Here is a 12,314-nt window from a genome sequence, read left to right as displayed (position 1 = left end):
GGTCAGAGCAGGACGACATCGAACTGCTCCTGCGCGTACTGGTCGTCGGGTTGGAACCGGACCGACTTGCCGAGGAATTCCTCCAGCTCCGCGACCGCCGCCGATTCCTCGTCGGTGATCCGCGCGACCACCTTCGGCGAGGCCATCACCAGCAAGCGCGCCGCGTCGAACTGGCGCACCTGGCGCACGATCTCGCGGAAGATCTCGTAGGTGACGGTTTCGGGGGTCTTGAGCATGCCGCGGCCGGCGCACTCGTGGCATGGCTCGCTGAGCTGGCGCTCCAGACTCTCGGTGGTGCGCTTGCGGGTCATCTCGACCAGCCCTAACGGCGAGAAGTCGTAGACCGTGGTCTTGGCGTGGTCGCGCGCGAGCGATTTCTCCAGTTGGCGCAGCACCTGGCGCTTGTGTTCGGCATCGACCATGTCGATGAAGTCGATGATGATGATCCCGCCCAGGTTGCGCAGCCGCAGTTGCCGCGCGGCCGACTGCGCCGCCTCCAGGTTGGTGCGGTAGACGGTCTCCTCCTGGTTGCGCTGGCCGAGGAACGAACCGGTGTTGACGTCGACCGTGGTCATCGCCTCGGTCTGGTCGATCACCAGATAGCCGCCGGACTTCAGCGGCACCTGCCGGGCCAGCGCCTTCTGGATCTCGTCCTCGACACCGTACATGTCGAAGATCGGCCGCGCGCCGGCGTAATGCTCGATCTTTTCGTCGAGACCGGGCATGTACTGGGCGGCGAACCCGCGCAAACGCTCGCAGGTCTCGCGCGAGTCGACCCGGACCTTCTCGACATCGCGCCGCATGAGGTCGCGCACCGCGCGCAGCGGCAAGGTGAGGTCTTCGTAGACGCATTCGCCGACCCGGGCATCGGGCGACTTGGCCGCGATCAGCGACCAGGCCCGGCCGAGGTAGGCGATGTCCTCGGCCAGCGCCTCGGCCGGTTGCGACTCGGCGTTGGTGCGGACGATGTAGCCGTGGGCGTCGGCCGCCGGCGCCAGCGCGGTGACCTGGGTCTTCAGGCGCGCGCGCTCGACCTCGTCCTCGATCCGCGCCGACACCCCCACCACCCGCGTGCGCGGCAACAGCACCAGGTAACGCGAGGGAATACTGAGTTGGGTGGTCAGGCGCGCGCCCTTGCTGCCGATCGGGTCCTTCACGACCTGCACGATGACCTCTTCGCCATCGCGCAGAAGCTCGGCGATCGGCCGGGTCGGCGCCGGCGGCAGGGGTGCTTCATCACCCTCGCCGTTGCCGACCTTCGGCGGCTTGACGATGTCGGCCGCATGCAGGAAGGCCGCGCGCTCCAGCCCGATGTCGACGAACGCGGCCTGCATCCCCGGCATTACCCGCTGCACCCGGCCCTTGTAGATGTTCCCGACCACGCCGCGGTTAAAGCCGCGTTCGATGTGCAGTTCCTGCAGCATGCCGTTCTCGACCACCGCCACGCGGGTCTCGCGCGGGGTGACGTTGACCAGGATCTCCTCGCTCATGCGGCCTCCGTGGCCTGGGGGCCAGAAGCGGGGCCGAAGGTCGAGCCGAGCCCGAAGCCGGCCAGCAGGCGCGCGGTCTCGCGCAGTGGCAGGCCCATCACCCCGGAGTAGCTGCCGTCGAGTCGGCTCACGAAGATTTCGGCTCCGCCCTGGATCGCGTACGCACCGGCCTTTCCGAACGGTTCGCCGGTGGCGATGTAAGCGTCGATGCGGGCGTCGTCGAGTTCGTCGAACGTGACCTGCGATACCGATACCGTCTGCAGTTCGCGCCCGGACGACACCAGCGACACCGCCGAGATCACCTGGTGGGTGCGGCCCGACAGCCGCCGCAACATCGCCGCCGCGTCGGCGGCGTCGGCCGGCTTGCCGAACACCTCGTCGTCCAGCACCACCTCGGTATCGGAACCCAGCACCAGTGCGGACGGATTGCCGAGTACCTGCAGCAGACCGGCACCGGCCTTCTCGCGCGCCACCCGGCACACGTAGTCGCGCGGCGGTTCGCCTGGCTGGCGCTGCTCGGGGATGTCGAGCTCGAGCACGCCGAATTCGAGGCCGAGCCGGCCCAGCAGTTCACGACGTCGCGGCGATTTCGAGGCGAGATAGAGCATCGGGTTCCAATGTCGGGCAAAGGCCGCCCCCAAGCGGCCTGCAGAGGTTGGAAAGCATAACCTGCAGCAACTGAGCGCCAGCCCACGCCGATGGCGTAACCCCGACACGGCTCACGGTTCGTTCACCCCCTCGCTCAGACCCTGTTCCGACCACCAAGGAGTTTCCATGCGTCCGATGTTCCCGTTGTCACGCCACACCCTGCGCCCGCTCGTGCTGGCCACCGCCCTCGCCTTCGGAGCCGTCGCCATGCCCGCCGCCGCCCAGATCGTCACTTCCGCGCCGGTCACCACCGACGGCACCCTGCTGTCGGTGTCGGCCGAGGCCGAAACCACCCGCGTACCCGACATCGCCCACCTCTCGACCGGCGTGGTGACCCAGGCCGCCGACGCCAAGGCCGCGATGCAGGCCAATGCCGAACAGATGACCCGCGTGGTGGCCGCGATCCGCAAGGCCGGCATCGCCGAGCGAGACATCCAGACCAGCGGCGTCAATCTCAACCCGCAATACCGCTACGAGGAAAACCAGCCGCCCACCATCACAGGCTACGAGGCCCGCAACACGGTCAACATCACCGTGCGCGACATCGGCGAGCTGGGCGGAATACTGGATGCACTGGTCGCGGTGGGCGCCAACCAGATCCACGGCCCCAGCTTCGCGGTCGACGACAAGGAATCGGCCTATGACGAGGCCCGTCGCGCCGCGATCGAGAAGGCCCAGTCGCGCGCGGCGATGTACGCCAAGACCCTCGGCATGCGCGTGCGCCGGATCGTCAGCATCAGCGAAGGCAACGGCGGCTTCAGTCCACCGGTGCCGATGATGGCGATGGCGCGGATGGAAAAGGCCAGCGCCGATACCCCGATCGCACCGGGCGAAAGCACCTTGTCGGTCAACCTCGACGTCGTGTTCGAACTGGGGAAGTAAACGTGAGCACCCGCGACAAGACCGCCCCGCCCGCGCCGGATCCGAAGTCGGGCAACAATCCCGGCTACGCCGAACCCAGGCCGCGCGACAAGGACGATGCTCGCCAGCCGGACCCGCGCCACAAGCCCAACCGCGACGAGGGCGGCGTGGAGCGTGGGCCCGAACGCGACCCGGGTGCCGCGGACGACTGAGCGGCCGATGGCTGCGTGAGATGAACCGAAGGGCCCGCCAAACCGGGCCCTTCGCTTTTTTTATCGAAACCGAACTCGGCAGTCGGGCGCTTCGGCTTTTTCGCTGACAGATGCAAGCGACCGCCGGTCGGTCGAAACCACCCGTTGCTCCGCCATTGCTTGCCGTACCCGTGCGTATGGGGCCAGCTTGGGCCGTGGGCGCCTGGGGCGATGCCCATCGGCAAAACCCCGTCTGCTGCGTCCGCGCGTTGGAACCATTACGGCTGACAACAGGAGGTGGACCATGGTGCATGCAATGTCTTCCCACTCCCGCGGCAATGGCGCGGACCCGCGTTTCGACGGTGGCCGGATCGCCGCCGGGGCCGGCGCGATCGCGCTGCACGTGATGGTGCTGATGCTGGTGCTGATCCCGATGAAGCTGCCACCGCTGGCCCCCGACGCCGTGCGCTTGCCGGACATCGAATGGATCCCGCGGGAAACGCCCGAACCGGTGGACGTGGTGCCGTTCGAGCCCGACCCGGTCCCGACCCCGACACCCGTCGCGATCACGCCGCCGACGCCGACCACGGTGCCCGTGGAGCCGGTCGCGCCGGTGGTCGAGCCGATGGCGGGCGACATCCCGGTGGCTCCGGTCGTGCCGGTGACCGTCCCGGCGGCGGAATCGATCGGGCCGGTCGCGGTGATGACCGGCGCCGCGCTGCGTTACGCCATCGCCCCGCCGCCGCCGTATCCGGACCGGGCGCTGCGCAGGGGACTGGAAGGTACGGTGTTGCTGGAAGTGCTGGTCGATATCGACGGCCGGCCGGTGGAAGTTACGGTTTCCCGCAGCAGCGGCCATCGTGAACTCGACCGCGCTGCGCTACGGCATGTGCTTGAGAGCTGGCGGTTCCAGCCCGCGTTGCGCGATGGCCGCCCGGTGCAGGCGATCGGGCTGGTGCCGATCGGGTTTGCGTTGCGTTGAGTGGGGACGGAGGTGCCCGCCCGGCGCGGGCACCGCTTTTGTAGGAGCGGCTTTAGCCGCGATCGGGAATCGGGCTCGCTCGAACCGACTTCAGATCGCGGCTAAAGCCGCTCCTACAAAAGCCCTGCTAGGCTCGGTGGTAGGGGTGGTTCGCCAGCATCGCCGCGGCCCGGTACAACTGCTCGGCCGCCACCAGTCGCACCAGCATGTGCGGCAGGGTCAACGGCCCCAGCGACCACGACTCGTCGGCGCGCGCCAGCACCTCGTCGGCGTGTCCCTCGGGTCCGCCGATCAACAACGCCAGGTCGCGGCCTTGCCCGCGCCACTGCTCCAGCCGCTGCGCCAGCTGCTCCGAGCTCCACGGCCTGCCGCGTCCGTCCAGGGTCACCACCAGCGGCGACTTCGGCAACGCCGCCAATACCCGCGCGCCCTCGTCGGCGGTGGCGCGGGCGACGTCGCGGTTCTTGCCGCGCAGGCCAGGTTCGACCTCGACCAGTTCCAGCGGCAACCAGTGCGACAACCGCTTGCGGTAATCCTCGAATCCTTCGGCCACCCAGCGCGGCGCGCGCTCGCCGACCGCGATCAGCTTCGCTTTCATGCCCGCATGGTAGCGGGCAGCCGTCACGACGCCGGGAATTGTCATCGCAGCGTCATCCAACGGTTATGGCCGGCTCCGACGATCGAGGCTCCCCCAAGCCAGCAGGAGTTGCACATGGACCAGCTCGACCTTCCCCGCCGCCAGTTGCTCAAGGGTGGCGTCGCCGCGATGGCCGTCGGCGCGATCGGCAGCCTCGGCGCGCTGCACTCGCGCCAGGCCCTCGCCGCCAACGACCCGACCCGGCTGGCGCCTATCGCCAATCCCTACGGCCCGCTCGCACCGGTGGCCGACCGTGCGACCGGCTTGGAGCTGCTGCAACTGCCGCCCGGTTTCAGCTACGAATCCTTCGGATGGTCGGGCGACCTGATGCGCGACGGCCAGCCGTGCCCGGACCGTCACGACGGCATGGCGGTAATGCTGCGCCAGAACGGCCATGGCCGCGGACACGGGCGCGGCGACGATCGCGGCCGAAGCCGCGGCGACCGCGGCCGCGGCCACGAGCTGGTGCTGATCCGCAACCACGAACGCGGCGCAGGCGCGCCGATCCGCGCGCCCGGCATGTACGACCACGGCGACCTCGGCGGCGGCCAGCTGGCCGGCGGCGGCACCACCACGTTGCGCTGGCGCAAGGGCGAACTGCTCGGGATGGAGGCCAGCCTCGGCGGCACCCTGGTCAACTGCGCCGGCGGTCTGACCCCGTGGGGCACCTGGCTCAGCTGCGAAGAGGTCAAGACCAACGACGTTTCCAGCACCGGGCGAAAGCATGGCTACGTGTTCGAGGTGCATCCCGATGCGGAACGCACCAGCGGCCGTCCACTGGTCGGGCTGGGCCGCTTCAGCCACGAGGCGGTCGCGATCGATCCGCGCACCGGCGTGGTCTACCTGACCGAGGACGACCGCAACAAGTCCGGCCTCTACCGCTTCGTTCCGAACGACCGAAGCGGCCGGTACGGCTCACTGGAGAACGGCGGCCGCCTGCAAGCCGCGCGCGTGCGCGGAACCCCCAACGCCGACCTCAGCGTCGCCACCATCGGTACCCGCCATGCGCTGGAATGGGTCGACATCGCCGATCCCGATCTCGACAGCCTGGCCGCGCCGGGCGACCTGCCCGACATCGGCAGCAGCGACACCGTCAGTGGCCCGTTCGCGCAGGCGTGGGCCGGCGGCGCATTGCGGATGAGTCGCGGCGAAGGCATCTGGTATGCCCACGGAAAGATGTTCATCGTCGACACCGCCACCGGTGTCGACAGCGAGGGCCGCCGCGGTCGCGGCAACGGCGCGGTGTGGGTGCTCGATCTCGCCAGCCAGCAGCTACAGGCGCTGTTCGTCAGCGGCAACCAGCTCGCCGCGCACAATCCCGACAACATCACCGTCAGTCCGCGCGGCGGCGTGGTGTTGTGCGAGGACGGCGGCGAAAGCCCGGACCGCTATGGCCCCGGCTCGCGCCTGCTCGGGTTGACCCGGCGCGGCGAATCGTTCTACCTGGCCAAGAACAACGTCGAACTGAGCAGCAGCCAGATCGCCAATGCCGACAAGCAGATCGCCGAAGGCGACTATCGCGGCAGCGAGTTCTGCGGCGCCTGCTGGGACCCGCGCGGGGAGACGCTGTTCGTCAACATCCAGACCCCGGGGATCACCCTGGCGATCAGCGGGCCGTGGGAGCGCGGGCGGTTGTAGCGCCGGGCGATGCACTACACGACAACGGCGCCGCGAGGGCGCCGTTGTCGTTGCGACATCCGATGTTGTTTACAGCTCGTCTTCGGCGTCGGTCTCGCCGCGGTGGTCGTCGCCGTATTCATCGATCTCGTCGGGCGGTTGGTCACCGACGGTCCACAGCCGCTCCAGTGCGTAGAACTCGCGCACCCGCGGCAGCATGACGTGGACGATGACGTCGCCGAGGTCGACCAGCACCCATTCGGCCTCGCGCTCGCCTTCGACGCCCAGCGGCATCACATCGAGCTTCTTGGCGAACTTGACCACTTCGTCGGCAATCGACTTGACATGGCGCGACGAGGTGCCAGAGGCGATCACCATGTAGTCGGTGACGCTGCTCTTGCCGCGCACGTCAATTTCGACGACGTCCTTGGCCTTGAGCTCGGCGACGGCGTCGCGAACGGTCTGCAGCAGTTCGTCGACCGACGGCGGCGGGCTCGGCAGGCGGGTCTTGATGACGTGGGCTTGACTGGTCAAAGGCTGGCTCTGGGACGGGGGCGGCTGGAATTATAACGAAGCCGGAGCCACTGCCCCGGCCCCGTACAGGCGGTGGCGCTCGATGTAGCCGGCCACCGCGGGCGGGACGAGGTCATGCCAGGGCTGGCCGGTGCGGACCCGCTGGCGCACGTCGGTCGCCGATTCGGGCTGCAGCGGCTGCCCCAGGCGCAACAGGCGGCCGGCCGGCGAGGCCCGCAGTTCGGCGGCCGAGGTCGCCCAGCGGCCGTCGATGAACGCGTCCAGCGACCCCGGCAGGCCTCCGTCGATCGTCATCCCCGCGCGCTCGGCGACCACGAAATGGCTCAGTTCGAACATCGCCTGCCAGTCCTTCCACCCGGCCAGGCCGAGCAGGCTGTCGGCGCCGATCAGCAGCGCGACCGATGCGTCGTCGCCGAGTTCGGCGCGGACCTCGCGCAGGGTGTCGATGCTGTAGGAGCGGCTGCCGCGCCGCAGTTCGCGACGGTCGACCCGCAACCCGGGCTCACCGGCAACGGCCAGATCCAGCATCCGCGCGCGATGCGTCGCGCTGGCGCCGGGGGTGTCGCGGTGCGGCGGGTCGGCGGCGGGCATCAGCGCGATGCTGGCGTCGAGGTGGTCGCGGGCATGGCGGGCGACGGCAAGGTGGCCGTCGTGGACGGGATCGAAGGTGCCGCCGTAGAACACGGTCAGCGGCAATGGCTGGCCGGGGCTGCGCTCAGGCACGGGCCAGCAGGCGCAGCGCGCGCGGTTCGGCGACGGCCAGCAACAGGCGCTCCAGCGCCAGCCACGGGTCGGCGGGATCCTCGCCGGCACGCCCGCGGCCCTTGGCCAGCCGGTCGACCCGCCCGGCCTGCGACACGAACGCATCCCAGCGTGGCGCCGGGTGGCGTTTCAGTGCGCGCTGGTACATCGGCTGCTTGGAATCCCAGATCCGCTGGGCCTTGAACGCCGCCGACAGGTTGCCGCCGCCGGCGGCGACCCGGGCCAGGCCGGCCGCCGTCTGCAACTCCTTGACCACCATTCCGAGCAGCGCCGGCACTGCCGTGCCCTCGGCGCGCAGGCCGGCGAGCATCCGCGATACCTGCGCGGCTTGGCCGTTCATCGCCGCGTCGATCACCCGGAACACGTCGAAGCGGGCGGCATCGGCGACCAGCGACTCCATCGTCGCCGCGTCCAGTTGGCTGCCGTCCGACAACAGCGCGAGCTTGTCGATCTCCTGCGCCGCCGCCAGCAGGTTGCCGTCGACGCGTTCGGTCAGTTGCTGCACCGCCTCGCGGTCGGCCTTCAGGCCACGGGTGCGCAGGCGCTGCTCGATCCAGCCGGGCAGCTCGTGCGGCTTGACCGTCCACGCCACCGAGATCGCGCCGACGCGGCCAATTGCCTCGCTCCACTTGCCGCCGTGCTTGTTGCTCCATTCGCCAGCGGTCACCAGCAGGACCACGTCGGCCGGCGGATCGGCGCAAAAGTCGAGGATCACCGCGCTGCCGTCCTTGCCCGGCTTGGCGGTCGGCAGCCACAGTTCGACCAGGCGTCGGCTGGCGAACAGGCTGGGCGCGCGGAAGCTGGCCTGCAGCGCCGCCCAGTCGGGTTCGCGCTGGTTGCCTTCGGCCTCGAACACCTCGCGCTCGGCGATGCCCTGCGCGCGGGCGGCGGCGCGTACCGCGTCGGCGGCCTCAAGCACGCGCAGCGGCTCGGGACCGGCAATCAGGTAGGCGGGGCGAAGCGGCCCGGAGTCGAGCTGGGCGACCAGCTGTTCCGGTTTCAGCTCCATGTCAGCGCGGCTGGCCGGGCGTGGGCTCGACCGGTTCCGGCTCGTCGACGGTCTCGTCGGCGGGCGGCGGCGTGTCCGTGGTTTCCGGCAGCGGCGCCATCGCCTCGGCCGCGTCCATCGCCGCCTTGGCGGCGTCGGTCAATTCGATGAACACTTGGTCGGAACCGCCGACCGGGGTGCCGCCGCTGGCGGCCGCGTCGATCCGGCGCAGCACTGAGGCAACCATCTCGCGCTGCAGTTCGCGCATCAGGGTGTCGCGCTCGCCCTCGGTGCCGATCGAGCTGGTCGGCGCCGAGATGTAGGCCCGCGCCAGCTCGATGTTCTGCTGCGGCACCAGCACCGTGCCGTCGCCGTTGCGCAGTTCGAACACCACCGCGTAACGCAGGTTGAACTCCTGCGCACGGCCACGCTCGTCGACACTGATGGGAGTGTCGCCCCAGCGCTCGACCAAAATCTCCAACACTGCCGGATTGGCAACGTCGGACGTGGCCGGCACCGCGCCGGCGCGGGTCAGCGATTCGGCCAGCGATTCGGCCAGCGGGCTGTAGCGATCGGCCGAGACCACCTTCACCGGATCCAGCCCGGCCGGCAACGACAGCGCGTCACGCAACTGGAAACCGCAGGCCGACAGGGCCAGCAGGACGGTTGAAGCCAGGGTGAGGCACAGCAGGCGTCGAATCATGCGGGGAGTCTGGACGAGGCGGATGACCGCATCAAGCGCGAACGCTGCGGGGCTGAACGGTGGTGTTCACGCGAGGACAAGAGCGTCAACCGGCCACGATGTTGACGATCTTGCCCGGCACCACGATCACCTTGCGCACGCTCAGGCCGTCGAGGAACTTCGCCACGTGCGGCTCGGCCAGCGCCAGCCGTTCGGCCTCGGCCTTGTCGACGTTGACCGGGACCTCGACGGTGCCGCGCAGCTTGCCGTTGACCTGGACCGCCAGGGTCACCGCGTCGCGCGCCAACGCCGCCGGATCGGCGACCGGGAACGGCACGTCCTCGAGCAGCGTCTCCGGATGGCCCAGCGCCTGCCACAGCGCGTGGCTGACGTGCGGGGTCACGGGGTTGAGCAACAGCACCATCGCCTCCAGCACCTCGTGCCGAACCGCACGCCCCTGCTCGCTCATGTCGGTGAACTTCGCGACGTGGTTGAGAAGTTCCATCAGCGAGGCGATCGCGGTGTTGAAGGCGTGGCGACGGCCGTAGTCGTCGCCGACCTTCTGGATGGTCTCGTGCAATTGCCGGCGCAGCGTCTTCTGGCCGGCGTCCAGCGCGGCGCCGCTGTCCAACAGCTCGCTGACCACCGGATGATCCGGTTGCGATGCGTGGGTGGTGACCTCGCGCCAGAACCGGCGCAGGAATCGCGCCATGCCGTCGACGCCGGACTCGTTCCACTCCAGCGACTGCTCCGGCGGCGCGGCGAACATCGAGAACAGCCGCACGGTGTCGGCACCGTACTTGCCGACCATGGCCTGCGGATCGACGCCGTTGTTCTTCGACTTCGACATCTTCTCGGTGCCGCCGATCACCACCGGCTTGCCGTCGGCCTTCAGGCTCGCGCCGGTGATGCGGCCGCGTTCGTCGCGGACGATCTCGACGTCGGCGGGATTGATCCAGTCCTTCGCGCCGCCCTCGGTTTCGCGATAGAACGTCTCGGCGATCACCATGCCTTGCGTGAGCAAATTGCGCGCCGGTTCGTCGCTGTTCACCAGTCCCTGGTCGCGCAGGAGCTTGTGGTAGAAGCGGAAATACAGCAGGTGCAGGATCGCGTGCTCGATGCCGCCGATGTACTGGTCGACCGGCAGCCAGTGGTTGGCCCGCGCATCGACCTGGGTATCGGCGCCGGGCGAGGTGTAGCGGGCGTAGTACCAGCTCGACTCCATGAAGGTGTCGAAGGTGTCGGTCTCGCGCTCGGCTGGACCGGAACAGGCCGGACAGGTGGTCTTGCGCCATTCCGGATCTGCCTTGATCGGCGAGCCGGTGCCCATGAACTCGACATCCTCGGGCAGCACCACCGGCAGTTGTTCCTCGGGCACCGGGACCGCGCCGCACTTGTCGCAATAGATCACCGGGATCGGGCAACCCCAGTAACGCTGGCGGCTGACGCCCCAGTCGCGCAGCCGGTAGTTGACCTTGCGCGCGCCGCGACCTTCGCCTTCCAGGCGCTGCGCGAGGGTGTCGAACGCCTCGTCGAAATCCATCCCGTCGAGGTCGCCGGAATTGATCAGCCAACCGCGCGCGGTGTAGGCGCGCTCCTCGGCCAGCATCTGCTGGAACTCCTCGACCACCTGCACCGCCGCGCGGGTGTCGTAGGCATCGGTGTTGCAGGACTCACCCAATGCCGCACCCATCGGGTCGGCGTGGGTGCCGAGGTCGTGGCCGATCTCGCGCAGTGCATCGCGCACCGCATCGGGGATGATCACGGTCCGGATCGGCAACTGGTAGTGGCTGGCGAACTCCCAGTCGCGCTGGTCGTGGCCGGGCACCGCCATGACCGCGCCGGTGCCGTAGTTCATCAGCACGAAGTTGGCGACGTACACCGGCACCGGCTCGCCACTGACCGGGTGCAGCGCGCGCAGGCCGGTGTCCATGCCACGCTTTTCCTGGGTCTCCAGTTCGGCCTCGGTGACGCCACCCTTCTTCAGGTCGGCGATGAAGGCGGCGAGGTCCTTGTTGCCCTGCGCGGCCTGCGCGGCCAGCGGATGCTCTGCGGCGATCGACACGAAGGTCACGCCCATCAGGGTGTCGGGGCGAGTGGTGTAAACGGTCAGGGGCTCAACCGCCGCGCCGCTCGCGTCCTGCACGTCGAAACGGATCTCCAATCCTTCCGAGCGACCGATCCAGTTGCGCTGCATGGTCTTGACCGACTCCGGCCAGCCCTCGAGGGTGTCGAGGCCGTCGAGCAGCTCCTGCGCGTAATCGGTGATCTTGAGGAACCACTGCGGGATCTCGCGCTTCTCCACCAGCGCGCCGGTGCGCCAGCCGCGGCCGTCGATCACCTGCTCGTTGGCCAGCACGGTCTGGTCGACCGGATCCCAGTTGACCACCGAATTCTTGCGATAGGCCAGACCCTGCTTCATCAGCCGCACGAACATGCGCTGCTCGTGCACGTAGTACGACGGCTGGCAGGTGGCGAACTCGCGCGACCAGTCGATCGCGTAGCCCATCGTCTGCAACTGCTCCTTCATGTGCGCGATGTTGGCGTAGGTCCACTTGGCCGGCGCCGTCCTGTGCTTGATCGCGGCGTTCTCGGCCGGCAACCCGAACGCGTCCCAGCCCATCGGCTGCAGCACGTTGAAGCCGGTCATGCGCTTGTGACGGCTGATCACGTCGCTGATCGTGTAGTTGCGCACGTGGCCCATGTGCAGCGCGCCGGAAGGATACGGCAGCATCGACAGGCAGAAATACTTGGGCTTGGCCGAGGTTTCATCGACCTCGAACGCGCGGGTGCCGTTCCAGAAATCCTGCGCGGCCGCCTCCACGGCTTGCGGGTCGAATGCCCGCGGGTCGATGGAGGTCGGGTCGGTAGCGGCTTCAGTGGACACGGTGGCGGCGCTGCTGGGAGGGGACCGGCAAGCCT

General features: G+C 69.0%; 12 protein-coding genes. 4 read left to right on the top strand and 8 right to left on the bottom strand.

Annotated elements, in window-relative coordinates; genetic code table 11:
* Positions 1-2: 2 nt before the first annotated feature.
* Both rng and SNE34_RS00845 read right to left on the bottom strand, forming a co-directional pair.
* Positions 3-1,490, bottom strand: coding sequence for a ribonuclease G (gene rng, locus SNE34_RS00850; RefSeq protein WP_332613796.1), 1,488 nt, complete (start codon positions 1,488-1,490; stop codon positions 3-5).
* Complete coding sequence (locus tag SNE34_RS00845) at positions 1,487-2,098, bottom strand: Maf family protein (protein WP_332613795.1); 612 nt, start codon at positions 2,096-2,098, stop codon at positions 1,487-1,489. The genes rng and SNE34_RS00845 overlap by 4 nt, the downstream gene beginning before the upstream one ends.
* Positions 2,099-2,273: 175 nt before the next feature.
* Between SNE34_RS00845 and SNE34_RS00840 the strand changes: the two genes are divergently transcribed.
* The 3 genes from SNE34_RS00840 to SNE34_RS00830 all read left to right on the top strand — a co-directional run bounded on the left by SNE34_RS00840 (position 2,274) and on the right by SNE34_RS00830 (position 4,172).
* Positions 2,274-3,020 carry an SIMPL domain-containing protein gene (locus tag SNE34_RS00840; protein ID WP_332614592.1) on the top strand — a complete coding sequence of 249 codons (747 nt, stop codon included), beginning with the start codon at positions 2,274-2,276 and terminating at the stop codon, positions 3,018-3,020.
* A gap of 2 nt (positions 3,021-3,022) precedes the next feature.
* The gene (locus SNE34_RS00835; protein WP_332613793.1) at positions 3,023-3,211 is read left to right on the top strand and encodes a hypothetical protein; all 189 of its coding nucleotides are present in this window, start codon (positions 3,023-3,025) and stop codon (positions 3,209-3,211) included.
* A gap of 295 nt (positions 3,212-3,506) precedes the next feature.
* Positions 3,507-4,172: an energy transducer TonB gene (locus SNE34_RS00830; RefSeq protein WP_332613790.1), complete on the top strand. Its 666-nt coding sequence runs from the start codon at positions 3,507-3,509 to the stop codon at positions 4,170-4,172.
* A 127-nt stretch (positions 4,173-4,299) separates the two neighbouring features.
* On the opposite strand, the gene rlmH is transcribed toward SNE34_RS00830, so the two are convergent.
* A complete protein-coding gene (gene rlmH / locus SNE34_RS00825) occupies positions 4,300-4,770 on the bottom strand; it encodes a 23S rRNA (pseudouridine(1915)-N(3))-methyltransferase RlmH (protein WP_332613788.1) in 471 nt (156 codons plus the stop codon).
* A 114-nt stretch (positions 4,771-4,884) separates the two neighbouring features.
* Between rlmH and SNE34_RS00820 the strand changes: the two genes are divergently transcribed.
* Positions 4,885-6,447, top strand: a complete 1,563-nt coding sequence (locus SNE34_RS00820; RefSeq protein ID WP_332613786.1) for an alkaline phosphatase PhoX — start codon at positions 4,885-4,887, stop codon at positions 6,445-6,447.
* Between the two features lie 69 nt (positions 6,448-6,516).
* Here SNE34_RS00820 and rsfS read toward each other — a convergent pair whose 3' ends face one another.
* The 5 genes from rsfS to leuS form a co-directional block, all read right to left on the bottom strand.
* Complete coding sequence (rsfS, locus tag SNE34_RS00815; RefSeq protein WP_332613785.1) at positions 6,517-6,960, bottom strand: ribosome silencing factor; 444 nt, start codon at positions 6,958-6,960, stop codon at positions 6,517-6,519.
* A gap of 30 nt (positions 6,961-6,990) precedes the next feature.
* Positions 6,991-7,656, bottom strand: coding sequence for a nicotinate-nucleotide adenylyltransferase (gene nadD, locus SNE34_RS00810; RefSeq protein WP_332614590.1), 666 nt, complete (start codon positions 7,654-7,656; stop codon positions 6,991-6,993).
* Positions 7,657-7,675: 19 nt separating this feature from the next.
* Positions 7,676-8,731, bottom strand: coding sequence for a DNA polymerase III subunit delta (holA, locus tag SNE34_RS00805; RefSeq protein ID WP_332613783.1), 1,056 nt, complete (start codon positions 8,729-8,731; stop codon positions 7,676-7,678).
* 1 nt (position 8,732) lies between these two features.
* Positions 8,733-9,413 carry an LPS-assembly lipoprotein LptE gene (locus tag SNE34_RS00800; protein WP_332613780.1) on the bottom strand — a complete coding sequence of 227 codons (681 nt, stop codon included), beginning with the start codon at positions 9,411-9,413 and terminating at the stop codon, positions 8,733-8,735.
* Between the two features lie 85 nt (positions 9,414-9,498).
* Positions 9,499-12,279: a leucine--tRNA ligase gene (gene leuS / locus SNE34_RS00795; protein ID WP_332613778.1), complete on the bottom strand. Its 2,781-nt coding sequence runs from the start codon at positions 12,277-12,279 to the stop codon at positions 9,499-9,501.
* Between the last annotated feature and the right edge of the window lie 35 nt (positions 12,280-12,314).

Origin of the sequence: Novilysobacter erysipheiresistens (assembly GCF_036663935.1) — a bacterium.
Lineage (GTDB): Bacteria > Pseudomonadota > Gammaproteobacteria > Xanthomonadales > Xanthomonadaceae > Novilysobacter > Novilysobacter erysipheiresistens.
Note: the sequence above shows the minus strand (reverse complement) of the source record. Positions and strands in the feature narration are given on the sequence as shown.